Annotated in this window: 14 protein-coding genes and 2 tRNA genes; 12 read left to right on the forward strand and 4 right to left on the reverse strand. The window is 45.7% G+C overall.

The annotated features are described in order from the left end of the window. Nucleotides 1-104 precede the first annotated feature (104 nt). From pstB to MKY98_RS08820, 7 genes are all read left to right on the forward strand, one after another. The gene (gene pstB, locus MKY98_RS08790) at nucleotides 105-863 is read left to right on the forward strand and encodes a phosphate ABC transporter ATP-binding protein PstB (RefSeq protein WP_023987922.1); all 759 of its coding nucleotides are present in this window, start codon (nucleotides 105-107) and stop codon (nucleotides 861-863) included. A gap of 39 nt (nucleotides 864-902) precedes the next feature. Continuing rightward, nucleotides 903-1562 (forward strand): phosphate signaling complex protein PhoU, encoded by a 660-nt coding sequence (gene phoU / locus MKY98_RS08795; protein WP_025721993.1) that lies wholly within the window; start codon nucleotides 903-905, stop codon nucleotides 1560-1562. Between the two features lie 177 nt (nucleotides 1563-1739). Further along, entirely contained in the window at nucleotides 1740-4394 is a 2655-nt protein-coding gene (gene polA, locus MKY98_RS08800) for a DNA polymerase I (protein WP_069011197.1), read from the forward strand. Between the two features lie 71 nt (nucleotides 4395-4465). Next, nucleotides 4466-5296, forward strand: coding sequence for a DNA-formamidopyrimidine glycosylase (mutM, locus tag MKY98_RS08805; protein ID WP_069011196.1), 831 nt, complete (start codon nucleotides 4466-4468; stop codon nucleotides 5294-5296). Nucleotides 5297-5407: 111 nt separating this feature from the next. Next, complete coding sequence (locus MKY98_RS08810; protein WP_029516631.1) at nucleotides 5408-6199, forward strand: MntP/YtaF family protein; 792 nt, start codon at nucleotides 5408-5410, stop codon at nucleotides 6197-6199. 11 nt (nucleotides 6200-6210) lie between these two features. Next, nucleotides 6211-6807: a dephospho-CoA kinase gene (gene coaE, locus MKY98_RS08815; protein ID WP_039269909.1), complete on the forward strand. Its 597-nt coding sequence runs from the start codon at nucleotides 6211-6213 to the stop codon at nucleotides 6805-6807. Next, a complete protein-coding gene (locus MKY98_RS08820; protein ID WP_069011195.1) occupies nucleotides 6804-7367 on the forward strand; it encodes a lytic transglycosylase domain-containing protein in 564 nt (187 codons plus the stop codon). Before coaE ends, MKY98_RS08820 begins: the two co-directional genes overlap by 4 nt. Before the next feature lie 116 nt (nucleotides 7368-7483). Here MKY98_RS08820 and MKY98_RS08825 read toward each other — a convergent pair whose 3' ends face one another. Further along, nucleotides 7484-7708: an alpha/beta-type small acid-soluble spore protein gene (locus MKY98_RS08825; RefSeq protein WP_025685069.1), complete on the reverse strand. Its 225-nt coding sequence runs from the start codon at nucleotides 7706-7708 to the stop codon at nucleotides 7484-7486. Nucleotides 7709-7813: 105 nt separating this feature from the next. Between MKY98_RS08825 and nrdR the strand changes: the two genes are divergently transcribed. From nrdR to MKY98_RS08840, 3 genes are all read left to right on the forward strand, one after another. Beyond that, a complete protein-coding gene (nrdR, locus tag MKY98_RS08830; RefSeq protein ID WP_013309614.1) occupies nucleotides 7814-8281 on the forward strand; it encodes a transcriptional regulator NrdR in 468 nt (155 codons plus the stop codon). Nucleotides 8282-8410: 129 nt separating this feature from the next. After that, nucleotides 8411-8486, forward strand: a tRNA-Ala gene (locus MKY98_RS08835). A gap of 12 nt (nucleotides 8487-8498) precedes the next feature. Further along, nucleotides 8499-8571, forward strand: a tRNA-Lys gene (locus tag MKY98_RS08840). A gap of 321 nt (nucleotides 8572-8892) precedes the next feature. Here MKY98_RS08840 and MKY98_RS08845 read toward each other — a convergent pair. The 3 genes from MKY98_RS08845 to MKY98_RS08855 are packed head-to-tail and all read right to left on the reverse strand — an operon-like array spanning nucleotide 8893 to nucleotide 11316. Next, a complete protein-coding gene (locus MKY98_RS08845) occupies nucleotides 8893-9897 on the reverse strand; it encodes an alpha/beta hydrolase family protein (protein WP_069011194.1) in 1005 nt (334 codons plus the stop codon). Continuing rightward, nucleotides 9894-10544, reverse strand: coding sequence for a GNAT family N-acetyltransferase (locus tag MKY98_RS08850; RefSeq protein WP_141695481.1), 651 nt, complete (start codon nucleotides 10542-10544; stop codon nucleotides 9894-9896). The genes MKY98_RS08845 and MKY98_RS08850 overlap by 4 nt, the downstream gene beginning before the upstream one ends. Nucleotides 10545-10560: 16 nt before the next feature. Beyond that, a complete protein-coding gene (locus MKY98_RS08855; RefSeq protein ID WP_069011193.1) occupies nucleotides 10561-11316 on the reverse strand; it encodes a helix-turn-helix domain-containing protein in 756 nt (251 codons plus the stop codon). A gap of 228 nt (nucleotides 11317-11544) precedes the next feature. Here MKY98_RS08855 and MKY98_RS08860 point away from each other — a divergent pair, with 228 nt between their 5' ends. After that, a complete protein-coding gene (locus MKY98_RS08860) occupies nucleotides 11545-12423 on the forward strand; it encodes a radical SAM/SPASM domain-containing protein (protein WP_039269916.1) in 879 nt (292 codons plus the stop codon). 177 nt (nucleotides 12424-12600) lie between these two features. Next, nucleotides 12601-13961, forward strand: a protein-coding gene (locus MKY98_RS08865) for an IS1182 family transposase (RefSeq protein WP_241113430.1) whose coding sequence is annotated in 2 segments (ribosomal slippage) — nucleotides 12601-13168 and nucleotides 13168-13961 — 1362 coding nt in all. Because the reading frame shifts where the segments join, the coding sequence is not laid out codon by codon here. Nucleotides 13962-14074: the final 113 nt, after the last annotated feature.

The following is a 14074-nucleotide window of genomic DNA, read 5'->3' on the forward strand; positions in this document are numbered from 1 at the left end:
TCCACCACACTAAATTTACACACAGCTTATATAATCTTCATATTGTGCAAATCAGGTGCAATGCTTGAGGATCATAACTGCAACACGAAGGAGATCATAAATCCATGAATGATTCCGTAATCCGGATTGATAAGCTGAATTTATATTATGAGAAATTTCACGCGCTGAAACATATAAACCTCGATATTCCTGAAAAAACGGTAACTGCCTTTATCGGCCCGTCCGGCTGCGGCAAATCGACCCTACTGCGTACGCTGAACCGGATGAATGACATGATACCAGGTACGCGTATTGAAGGCACCGTGAGTATCGCAGGCCAGGATATATACGGCGATACTATGGAAGTAGAAACTCTGCGGAAGCAGGTGGGAATGGTTTTTCAACAGCCTAACCCGTTTCCCAAATCGATTTATGATAACGTGGCCTACGGCCCGCGTCTGCATGGAGTTCGGCAAAAGGACAAGTTGGACGAATTGGTCGAGCAAAGCCTGCGGCAGGCGGCACTCTGGGAAGAGGTCAAGGACTTTTTGAAGCGTTCTGCTCTGAGCTTGTCCGGTGGACAACAGCAGCGGTTGTGCATTGCCCGGGCGCTTGCTGTACAACCAGATATTTTGCTTATGGACGAGGCGACATCTGCGCTGGATCCGATCTCCACGATGAAAATTGAAGAACTGGTTCAGGAATTGCGAGACACATATACCATTGTCATGGTGACGCATAACATGCATCAGGCAGCTCGTGTGTCTGGTAGAACTGCATTCTTTTTGAATGGTGTTGTGGTGGAAGCGGCGGATACAGAGACAATGTTTTCCACGCCGCAGGATTCACGAACGGAAGATTATATTTCAGGGCGATTTGGCTAAAGCCTACCTGATGAATATGCCAGAAGGGGTGACTTCGAAATGATACGTAGAAAAGGTTTTGATGAAGGGTTAGATGAACTGAGAGCCGTACTGCGCGAAATGGGTGCACACGTTTCGAAGGCGCTCGATCAGGCCATTGAATGTTTGCAGACCAAAAATACAGAATTGGCTCAGCAGGTGGTCAAAAATGATGCATCCCTCAATACGCTGGAAGAGAATATTCTCGATATGGGTTCCAAGCTCATTATTACCCAGCAGCCGGTAGCGAAGGATTTGCGCCGAATCATTGTTGCATTTAAAATTTCCAGTGATCTGGAACGAATGGGCGATTTGGCACTTGATATTGCCAAGGTGACCCTTCGTCTGGAAGGGCAGCAGATCATTAAGCCGCTGGTGGATATTCCGCACATGGCTTCCATTGTTAAAGAAATGATAGATGATGCGATCAAATCCTATTTGGATGAAAACACAGATCTGGCCTACAAAATGGCCAAAGAGGATGATCGTGTGGATTCCATGTATAGCCACATGATCAGCGATCTGTACGCCTTTATGGTAGAAAAGCCGGCAGAGGCTTCACAAGCTATGCTGCAGTTGCTTGTAGGACGATACATTGAACGAATTGGTGACCATGCTACGAATATCGGTGAAAGCACTGTATATCTCGTGACAGGGGAGAGACCAGATTTGAACCAGTAGAGCTTTCAGGTATATAGCGGTTGTTTCTGACCCAGACTTGTCTTTGAGCAAAAGGCAAATTTGGTTAGGAAGCAGCCGTTTTTTTCTGAAAAAGGAGTCTTGTATGTTAAGATAGGAAGAGGAATGCGTAAAACGTAAGAACGTTACGAATGCATTGATGAACTTGCGAGGTGCTAAATGGATAAACTCATGCTTATAGATGGTAACAGTATCATTTACCGGGCGTTTTTTGCTATGCCACCGTTAACGAATTCGAGCGGGCAACAGACGAACGCGGTATACGGATTTACGACGATGTTATTGCGGCTCTTAGAGGAGCACAAACCAACACATATGCTGGTTGCCTTCGATGCCGGTAAAATAACGTTTCGCCATAAGGGATACGAGGATTACAAAGGTGGACGGGAGAAAACCCCGCCAGAGCTGTCCCAGCAATTTCCGTTGCTGAAAGAGCTATTGACCGCTTTCGGCATTGCCCAGTTTGAATTGGATGGCTATGAGGCGGACGATATTATAGGGACCCTGTCCAAGACAGCGGACGAAGCCGGCTTCAATGTGCTGGTCGTGACCGGGGACAAGGATATGCTTCAATTGGCTTCAGACCATGTCACAGTCGGCTTGACTCGCAAAGGGGTTACTGAGGTGGAGACGTATGGACCTGAGCAAATTCAGGAACGATATGGGCTGAAGCCGCTGCAAATTATTGATCTTAAGGGCCTGATGGGCGATACGTCGGACAATATTCCTGGTATTCCCGGCGTGGGTGAAAAAACAGCGCTCAAGCTGCTGCATCAATACGGTTCAGTCGAAGAAGTGCTGGCGCACACGAATGAGCTGAAGGGCAAAATGAAAGAACGCGTTGAGACACATGCTGACGATGCGCGAATGAGCAAAGATTTGGCGACCATTTATCGGGACGTAACGTTGGACAAGCAGCTGGAAGATGTGGCCTTCGGCGGGCTGCAAGCAGAAACAGCCGGGCCAGCTCTGGCGAAGCTGGAGTTCAAGTCCTTGCTGGAACGTTTATCTTTTTCAGGTGAGGTTGGCAGTACTGGGGTAGACGTAGAGGAAGCCGCGGCTGACGTAACAGTGCTGGATGAGCAGCGGATTAGCGAATTGGTAGAAGTGTTGGATCATGTGGATGTGCTGCATGTTGAGACGCATGGCGATAATCCGCATCATGCTGACATCGTAGGTCTGATATTTGCCGCAACGGGACAGCAGTTTTTTATGACACTGGGTGTACTGCAAAGCGATACAGCTACACCTATTCGCGAATGGCTTGCTGACCCTGAACGCAAAAAACGCGGTCATGATCTGCATCGTACGGATTTGGCTTTACACTGGCATGGAATTGAGTTTGCAGGTGCCGAGTTTGATGTGCAACTGGCAGGATACTTGCTGGACCCAACTGATGCAAACCAGACATTGAGCGGATTGGCAGCCAAATATGGCTTGTCTTCGATCCGTCCTGACGAAGAAGTGTTCGGCAAAGGAGCTAAATATAAAGTTCCTGACGTGGATGTACTGTCTGATCATGTGGCGCGTAAGGCAGCGGTGATTGAAGCTTTGGTGCCTGTGCAGCAGGCTGAGTTGGAGAAAACGGAAATGCATAAGCTGTTTCATGAGCTGGAGATGCCGTTGTCCCGCATTTTGGCGGATATGGAGAAGCAGGGCATTTTGGTGAACGTAGAAGAACTGCGTGCTTTGGGTAAAGAATTTGAAGCCCAGATCGCAACGTTGGTGAACGAGATCTACAGCATTGCCGGAGTAGAGTTCAATCTGAATTCGCCTAAGCAGTTGGGTGAGATTTTGTTTGATAAACTGGGTTTACCTGTCATTAAAAAGACGAAAACGGGGTACTCGACCGATGCGGAGGTACTGGAAAAGCTGGCCCCCTATCATGATATTGTACAAAACATTTTGCAGTACCGTACCATTGCCAAACTCCAATCGACGTATGTTGAAGGATTGCTTAAAGAAATTTCGGAGAAAACGGGTAAGGTGCATACGTATTTCCGGCAGACGGTTGCAGCAACTGGACGCTTGAGTAGTCAATTTCCGAATTTGCAAAACATTCCGATTCGTCTTGAAGAAGGTCGCAAAATCCGCAAAGTATTTGTTCCGTCCGAACCGGGCTGGTCTATTTTGGCGGCAGACTACTCACAGATTGAGCTGCGGGTGCTGGCTGATATTTCGGATGATGAACGTTTGAAGGAAGCCTTTGTCCACGATATGGACATTCACACCAAGACCGCATCCGATGTGTTCGGTGTAGCAGCGGAAGATGTGGACTCCAATATGCGGCGTTCTGCGAAGGCAGTCAACTTTGGGATTGTCTACGGGATCAGTGATTATGGTCTGTCACAAAATTTGAATATTACGCGGAAGGAAGCGGCTCGCTTTATCGACCAGTATTTTGATGTGTTCCAAGGCGTTCGCCGTTACATGGATGATATTGTGAAGGATGCGAAGCGGGACGGCTACGTAAAAACGCTGTTGGAACGCAGACGCTATTTGCCGGAGATTAACGCCAGCAATTTCAACCTGCGTTCATTCGCCGAGCGTACAGCGATGAATACGCCGATTCAAGGCACCGCAGCTGATATTATCAAGTTGGCGATGGTACAGATGGATAAAGCGCTACGTGAACGTAATCTTCGTAGCAGAATGCTGCTCCAAGTACATGATGAGCTTGTATTCGAGGTTCCGCCTGAGGAAATGGAAACGATGAAAGAGCTTGTCCCGGCTACCATGGAAGCTGCATTAAAGCTGGCTGTGCCGCTCAAAGCCGAAGTAAGCTATGGCAGCAATTGGTATGAGGCCAAATAAGATATTTCAATGAGTAGATAGTCCCAATTTGACGCTGCTTCCGTTATAATATAGGGTGAGGTGAAGACATCATGCCGGAATTACCGGAAGTAGAAACCATTAAACGAACGCTAAACGAGCTTATCGTTGATAAACATATAGATCATGTCACTGTGAATCTGCCGCGGATCATTCAACGGCCCGATGATATCCACGCTTTTGCCATGGAATTGGCTGATCACCGGATTACAGGGGTGGAGAGACGCGGAAAGTTTCTGCGGATTTTGCTGGACGGGCTGGTGCTGGTCTCCCATCTTCGAATGGAAGGGCGATATGGATTATATTCACAACATGATCCTGTGGAAAAGCATACCCATGTCATCTTTCATTTTAAAGATGGTACGGAGCTGCGTTATCAGGATGTGCGCCAGTTTGGCACGATGCACTTATTTCCAGCAGGACAGGATTTGCTGGAAAAGCCGCTGAACAAACTTGGTCTGGAACCGATGGACGAGGCCTTTACACCAGAAATGCTGCGTGCCGCTGTTGGAACTCGTTCGACTTCGATCAAGGCAGCGCTGTTAAACCAGTCATATGTGGTGGGCATCGGGAATATCTATGTAGATGAATCGTTGTTTAAGGCGGGGATTCATCCAGCACAGCCAGCCAAAAGCCTAACGGATAGCCAATTTCATGTCTTGCATGAAGCTATTGTCTCCACGCTAGGTGCGTCCATTCAGGTTGGAGGCTCGTCCATTAAATCATTCGTGAATGGACAGGGCGAAGCGGGCGACTTCCAGCATCAATTGCAAATCTATGGACGTAACGCGAAGCCTTGCATCAACTGTGGTACATTGATCGAAAAATCTGTCGTAGCCGGACGGGGCACACATCATTGTCCGGTCTGCCAGCCTCTGCGCTAAACAAGCACAGTCACCCCAAGCCCATCCCTCTCATATATTGTTCCAAGTACCAATACTGCGGAGGGTTTCGGTTGTTATAAGGCCCTGCCTTCGCAATGGGAGGGAATTGGAGTGGCTAATCATTGGGGAGCCCTGCTGTTACTGGCATTTGCGCTAAGTTTGGACAGTTTCGGAGTCGGTGTTACATATGGTCTGCGCAAAATGAAAATTCCACTGTTGTCGATTGCTATCATCTCCGTATGTTCAGGTTTGGTGATCGGCATATCCATGCAATTGGGCGCATTACTATCTCGTGTCCTGTCTCCTGTATATACGACCGTTTTCGGTGCTGTCATCCTGATCTGTATTGGCTGTTACTCTTTGATTCAAGCTCTGCACCGCAAAGAGGATTTGCCAGAGGATTCAGTGGAGCCCTCTCGGGGTCTGCTTCTTACAAAACAGACTGATCCAGCGAGCAGATCTGTTCTTGGGGAGAAGGAGGGTATGGAGAATGCTGATACCGAGTCTTTCCCCAGCTCAAGAAAAGATCTGTCGGCAGAAGCTTCTGTGGAGCAGCAGGAACGAACAGTATTTTCTCTGGAGTTTCGCAAATGGGGGCTTGTTATTCGGATTCTTCGAAGCCCGTCTGCTGCGGATATGGACCGTTCCGGCAGTATATCTGCTACCGAAGCGGTTTGGCTGGGTATTGCATTATCGGTCGATGCGTTCGGAGCGGGACTCGGGGCAGCTATGCTTGGTTTTCAACCACTGTCTACTGCGCTGGCTATTACGTTATTCAGTGGAACATTTTTGATTGCAGGGATGAAGGCAGGTTTCTTTCTATCAGCATTTCGATTTATGAAGGCGCTGGGTGTATTGCCGGCATTATTACTGATTATGATGGGCATATTGAAGCTGTTATGAGGTGAAAGAGCATGAATATCGGATTAACCGGAGGTATTGCTACCGGAAAAAGCACCGTGTCGGCTCTTTTGGTCGCCAAAGGTGCGCTGCTGATCGACGCAGATGCCATTGCCCGGGAAGTGATGCTTCCGGGGCATCCGGTGTTGGCGGCGGTCATACAGCATTTTGGACAAGCTATAGTGAACAGTGACGGAACTCTGCATCGCAAAAAGCTGGGAGAGATTGTATTCGGAGACCCTGCCCAGCGGCAGGCACTTAACGATATTACACATCCTGCTATTCGTGAGGAAATGCGTATGCGCATGGAAGCATTCGAACGGGAACAGCCGAACAAGCTTGTTTTGGCAGATATTCCGTTACTGTACGAGTCGGGGCTTGAGAGCTTGTACGAGGAAATTATGGTTGTGTACGTACCACGTGATATTCAGCTCCAGCGTCTGGTGCTCAGAGACGGTCTGACGGAGGAGCAAGCTGGACTTCGGCTGTCCGCACAAATGGATATTGAGCAAAAGAAAAGCTTGGCCGATATCGTTATTGATAATAGCGGAACACAGACTGAGACGAAGCGACAAATTGATCAATTTTGGCAGCGGAAGGGACTTGCATGAATATTTTGCGAAAGAAAAGAGTCCTGCTCATTTTGTTTGTCGGGTTTGTCCTGATTCTATTCCTTAATTCAAATTGGATGCCCTGGTTCTATCCAATTCAATATAAGGATGAGATTCGGCAGTATTCACAGACGTATGAAGTAGACCCATTTTTGGTGGCGTCTATTATCCGTGTAGAAACCAATTTTAAAACCAGTAAGCAGTCACATAAGGGGGCGCTAGGGCTGATGCAGATTATGCCGAATACGGCAAATTGGATTATGGACAGCGCCCAGATTCAAAAGGTTCCGCTGGACAGAGTCAAGCACGAGCCTGGCACCAATATTGAGCTGGGAACCTGGTATTTGCATAACCTATCCATAAAGTTTCAGGATAATCCTGTAGCAATCGTAGCTGCTTACAATGCAGGGCCGGGTAAAGTTCAAGAGTGGCTGGATAAGGGAGTGTGGGATGGAAAAGAAGAGTCCATCAAGCAAATCCCTTTTGGTGAAACACGACATTATGTACAGCGGGTCATTTATTACTACAGGCAATACACGAAAATTTATAATGATTTTTAAATCCAAGTTAATGACATGATGAGCTTTTCGCTTTAAAATGAAAAAAGCGTTGGACAGGCTGTTTTTACCAGCCCATCCAGACACTTTTTCTTGTTATTTTTGCATTATTACCGCGATTATTGGTATTGACCTGCCAATTGTTGTTCAGCGATCGTTACGAGGCGTTTTGTGATGTAGCCCCCGATCGAACCGTTCTCATAGGAAGTCATATTACCTTGGTATCCATCTTGAGGAATGCTGATACCCAACTCTTGAGCGATTTCAAATTTCATTTGCTCCAGAGCGCCGGAGGATCTGCTGACTACCAGATTGTTGGAGTTGCCATTGTTTCCTTGTGCCATTGTTGTTCACCTCCTCGCGATATGGTAAACATATTATGATCTGTTTTGACAAAATTATTACTAAAAGTCTTCGGGAATTTATTGGAAAAAGAAAGTGGTGAGATTATGAAATGTCCGTATTGTGCCTACAATGGCACGAAAGTGCTGGATTCGCGACCTGCGAATGATAACAAGTCCATCCGTCGCCGCCGTGAATGTGAGCAGTGTGCCAGGCGTTTTACCACCTTTGAAATGGTGGAGGAAACCCCTCTCATGGTCATCAAAAAAGACGGCAGCCGTGAAGAGTTTAGTCGTGATAAAATGCTGCGCGGTCTCATTCGAGCCTGCGAGAAGCGTCCAGTATCCGTCGAGCAACTGGATATGATCGTATCCCAGGTGGAGAACGCTATCCGCAACACAGCAGCCACAGAAGTGGATAGCCAGCAGATTGGTGAGCTGGTCATGGAACAGCTTTACCCAGTGGATGAAGTCGCCTACGTACGTTTTGCGTCCGTCTATCGTCAGTTTAAAGACATCAATATGTTTATGAAGGAACTGAAAACACTGTTATCTAAAGATACAGCCAGCGACTGATCGCTGACTGTATCTTTTCTGGGCCATGAAGGGAGAAAATTATATTTTTTTATAAAAGTATTGACACAGGGTTAAATATTTTATATGATATAGAAGTCGCTTGAAACGTTGATAAAACTTGCTTATGATGGGGCCTTAGCTCAGCTGGGAGAGCGCATCGCTGGCAGCGATGAGGTCAGGGGTTCGATCCCCCTAGGCTCCACCAAACTTTTATTATGGACTCTTAGCTCAGTTGGTAGAGCAGTTGACTCTTAATCAATTGGTCCAGGGTTCGAGTCCCTGAGAGTCCATCTTTTTAGAAAAAACGGCAGAGATGCCGTTTTTTTGTTGTTTATAGATCTATTCCCAGTCTAACCGGGAACAGTTATGGGTGGAATGAGCGCGTAACTGACTGCACAGAAAACAGATCCTAAAGGAAATAGACGTCTTTTTTAATTGCAACCCATTGTTCACGAGTGCAAGGACTAGTTATTTGCAGACATGGGCTGCCCATTGACGAACTCTCAGAACAATGTGGACTGTCTGTAGACCGCATTAAGAAAATCGTATACTCAAAAAAGATGGATTTTTTATCAGCATATTCAAAAGAAGTATGAAAAAAACATCATTGTTTAACGCTCACTGACATAATTGGCAAGGATTTCGAGATACTCGTCATTCACCAATTTTCTTGGGGCGAATACGGCTGTTAAAAAAGTTAGAGATTTTGAACGCGCGATTTTTTCATCCATCATGGAGTGGTCGGCTTCAGGTAAATGAATCACGGACAGCAGTTCTGGAGGTATCTTCTGGCGATAGACTCGCTCGGTATCCTTTGCATCAACATTAATATCTTTTCCAGCCAGAACCAAGAGTACAGGAGAATGGAAGTGACTTAATTCTTCGGTGGAATCAGACAGAAAATTTTTGCGTATAAAGCTCCATCTTTCTTTGGAAATCATATCGTCAGGATCGGCTATGCTTAGATATTCTTCATAAGAAGCCTGTCTTTTCAGTAACTGTAGAATCTCTTGATCGTAGTTCAATGTCTTTTGAATTTCTTGCGGAGTAACTCCTTCTCGCTCCAGTTCTTTTCTGGTATTAAATTGTCCTTGGGAAATCCAGTTCACGGCAGGCGATACAAGGATGCTGAATGCTATATCATGCTCCTCTTTAACGATCTTCGGAATGACCCATCCTGCTTGACTGGCTCCCCATAGGCCGATTTTTTGCTTATCAATCATAGGTAAGCTTCTTGCCCAGTCTATTGCATATCGGATCTCCTGTGCGCGGTCCTCCATGCTTTGGGCGAGCCAGTTGCCAGGAGCGCTGTTAATACCGGGCTTATTCAGTGACAAGGATGCATAACCCTTGGAAGCGAACTTTTCCCACAGTGGTTTGTATCCATCATCATAGGTGTCATTAATAGGACCATCCCCATGGACAAAAATAACCAATCCAATCTTTCCCGAGTAGTTTTTAGGCAAAGTTAATGTACCTGTTAACAGCCCTTTAGGTGTCGTGATTTGTATTTTTTCTTCTGTCATCTTGTAGGAATTTTGATATAGAACAATGAGTACCGAGACAGCAGCCAGAGCTGCCGCAATACCAAAAGTAAGCTTGAGTGTTTTTTTCAATGATGCTCTCTCCTCGAATGCAGGTTCTCTTTCCAACTCATCAGATGCCATACAGGCTCCTTGAACCAAAAATGCCGTAACCCATTATATTTGGATTGTTTTACTTCAAACGCCAGTTGGTGATACAAACGGATAGCCCCTTGGTTCTTATGCGCTACGTGAAGCGTCAATGCATGAAAACCAGATTCAACCGAAAATTGCTGTGCGAAAGCTACAAGATGGCGTCCTATTCCCTGATTACGATGACTTGAACGAATCGCCAAATGATCAATGTAACACTCATTTGCAGCGGGGGTATACTCTAGCGCATGCATACCTGCCAAAAATTTAAATACATTGAAACAACCAAACTGTTTTAGGAGCGGAGTCAAAGAAATGGGGTTTGTTTCAGGAAGTGAAGAGTAGGAGGGTTTCCATTTAAGGGAAAGAACACCGATAACTTCTTCGTTTTCTTTGGCTACAAATTGTTTCATAGATGTAGAATAAGGATTTTGAACCCAAACCTGCATTAACAACTGCTGTGTAGCTTGATCCTCTAGTGTAACAAGAGATTGGAATTTTGCTTTAAACGATTCGACTAAAAGACTGCAAACAGCTTCATGGTCTTGTTTTTGGTATGCAACAATGTCAAAAGATTTTGCACTCATGTAACACCTCCAAGATTTATTCTACTTTGACTTGAATTTCATATTGTAGCTTGTTGTTGTCGAACATCGAAAGATAAGATTTTTCTACTAGAATGATCTTGCTTTGGCAGTTATATTGGTGATGAGCTACATATCGTTCCATTTGTTTGATCTCATAATCAATCTCAGGTTCTTCAATGACGGAAAGATGCTTATAAAGATAGTTGCCTTCTTCCAGAATATAGTCAGCCACATCCGCCGTTTCATAACACAGCTTCAACTGTCCAGCATCAGGCAAGTAATGCATGTCATTTTCAAATAATCGAGGTGGGGCAGGGCGGTGTTCAAATAGGTTTCCGGCAGTGAACTCTTGACCATTCTCCAATGCAAACCATAGCTTTAAATGACGGGGACCTAATCGTTTGACTTGATACTCATCGCCCTGCTGGGTCCGATTATTATATTCTTCTAACACTTTGTGAATAAACTGTTCATGCATCTTTAAGTTAGCTATTTCAGCTTGTACTTTTTGCAACGAATGCTCTAAAAGCTGGTTATAATCATCGGCAGCATAGGAAGTCATACATTCTTGAATCTGACCGACAGGGACATTTAATTTACGTAGTAATAAAATATGCGATAGCTGATAAATCTCATGAAGCCCGTACATCCGATATTGATTTTCTTCAGTATGTGATGGATAGAGGATTCCCTTTTCTTCAAAATATCGCAGTTGATGTACAGATACATTCATAAGCTGAGCAAGCTGGCTGATCGTAATGTGTTCTTTCAATGAGAGGACTCCTTACTGATATTTGAATAACTCCACTATAAACCTTAGGTCAGACCTAGGGTCAATAGAAAATATCAAACAAATCTTGGATAGGCGTAGGTGTCGAGCATTTGATGCCCACACCAAGGGGGAGACTGGAGAGTTTACCTGTCGGTGATAACCCGTTATAATCATAAGATTAGTGAGCATAAACAAGATGCTCAGGATGAAGGTTAGAATGGGGAAATCATGTTGAAAACTTTTAAAAAGGTATACATTGAGATAACGAGCATTTGCAATCTCGCATGCAGCTTTTGTCCTCAAACACAGCGTGTCAAAAAATTTATTGATCCGGAAGTCTTTCGAAATGTGCTTGATCAGGTCAAACCACATACAGATTATATCTATTTGCATGTAAAAGGAGAGCCGTTGCTCCATCCGAAAATTGATCTTTTACTGGAAAGTGCTCATGAGAAAGGCTTAAAGGTCAATATTACCACTAATGGTACCTTGCTGCCGAAGACCGGACATAAGCTGCTTGGGCAACCAGCGCTGCGTCAGATGAACTTCTCTCTCCATAGTTTTGACGGACATGAAGGCTCCGTGGATCGAGAAGGATATTTGGGTAATATTTTCACGTTTGTAAGAGAAGCGGTGAAACACAATGTCATTATTTCGTTCCGTCTCTGGAACTTGACTGAAGATAATTTGACTAATGTGCAGCGTCAGCGCAATCGGGAAACACTTGAACGACTGGAGCAAGAGTTTGGACTGGACTATCGGATTGAGGAAAAGGTGATACCGGGTAGTGGGGTCAAAATCGCACCAAACGTTTATTTGAATCAGGACCACGAATTTGAATGGCCGAGCCTCAGTGCCCCGGAAGATGACGGAAAAGGCTTTTGCCATGCACTCCGTAGCCAAGCAGCGATATTGGTGGATGGAACGGTGGTCCCTTGCTGTCTGGATGGAGAAGGTGTCATTAATTTAGGTAATGTGCATGAGCAATCTTTTTCCGACATTGTGGAAGGGGAGCGTGCAAACCGTCTGTACTTCGGGTTCTCCAAAAGAGAAGCGGTAGAAGAGTTATGCCGAAAATGCGGGTACCGCAAACGATTTGGAACATAGCCATACAGGTAGAGCTTTAATCGACAGTAGAATGAATCGCAAGAAAGATAGCCCTTTTGCAGGGCTTCAGGCTGTCGAGAAAGTCTCGACAGCCTATTTTATGTTAATTTTGTTTAAGACGACACCGCGTTAATGTTGTATAATATAGGTAACTATTGTAGAACGGATGGTGTTGATATGCTACGCTCCAACCGCGAAAAACAACAATCCTACGAATTTGTTTCCATCGAAGATCTGGTTCCTCAAGATCACTTGCTCCGCAAAGTAGATAAGTATATCGATTTTTCGTTTATCGATGATAAAGTTCGACCACTGTATTGTGCAGACAACGGGCGTCCTGCCATTGATCCTACCGTATTGTTTAAAATGATCTTTCTCGGTTATTTCTATGGCATTCGCTCAGAACGGCAACTCGAGCGAGAAATTCAGACGAACCTAGCTTATCGTTGGTTTCTGGGGTTGGGCTTAACGGATAAAGTTCCGGACCATACGACGATTAGCTGGAATCGTCGCACTCGCTTTAAAGACACCACGATCTTTCAAGATATCTTCGATGAAATTGTGCTGCAGGCGATCTCTCACCGAATGGTGGGTGGGCGTGTTCTCGTCACCGATTCCACACACGTCAAAGCCAATGCTAACAGGCACCAGTACACCAAAGAACAAGTGTTGCAGAATACTAAAGACTATATGGACGAGCTGAACGAAGCGGTGAAGGATGACCGGAGAAACCACGGAAAAAAGCCTTAAAATCCCGAGAGGAAGTGAACGAAGAAAAAGAAATTAAAGTGAGCAAAACAGACCCGGACAGCGGCTATATGATCCGTGATGGCAAGCCCGAAGGCTTCTTCTATCTGGACCACCGCACGGTGGATATGAAGTACAATCTGATTACGGACGTGCATGTGACACCAGGGAATGTACATGATTCTGTCCCCTATTTGTCCCGTTTGGATCGCCAAAGAGAACGTTTTGGTTTTCAAGTAGAAGCTGTTGCACTAGATTCAGGTTATTTAACAACGCCGATTTGCCGAGGTTTGCAGAACCGAAAGATTTTTGCCGTGATTGCTCACCGAAGATTCCATCCCAGACAAGGACTGTTTCCGAAATGGAAGTTTGAATACGATGCCAAACGCAATGCGTATAGATGCCCAGCCCAACAGGAACTGCCCTACCGAACGACGGACCGTAAGGGATACCGGCAGTATGCCTCTGACCCAGCTCAGTGCCAGCATTGCCCACTGCTAAGTCAGTGTACCCAGTCTCGAAACCACCGCAAAGTGGTGACTCGGCATGTCTGGGAAGACAGCAAAGAGTGGGTACGGAGCAACCGGCTGAGCCCATCTGGTAAAAAGCTGTACCGCAAACGAAAAGAGACGATTGAGCGAAGCTTCGCGGATGCCAAAGAGCTCCATGGGTTTCGCTATTGCCGTTTGCGCGGTCTTCCAAACGTCAGGGAACAAGCCCTTATGACGGCAGCCGTGCAGAACATGAAGAAGATGGCGATCCACCTAGATCGCCTGGAGAAACAGGGGTAACCCCCCCTGCTTCTCCAGAGACCAAAGCATTATGATGTAAAAAAGAAACCCACGTCTCAAAATGACGGGGTTTCTCGACAATCTGTAGCCCTTTTGCAGGGCTTTTTTACTTA

The organism is Paenibacillus sp. FSL M8-0228, from assembly GCF_038007385.1.
GTDB classification, from domain to species: domain Bacteria; phylum Bacillota; class Bacilli; order Paenibacillales; family Paenibacillaceae; genus Paenibacillus; species Paenibacillus polymyxa_D.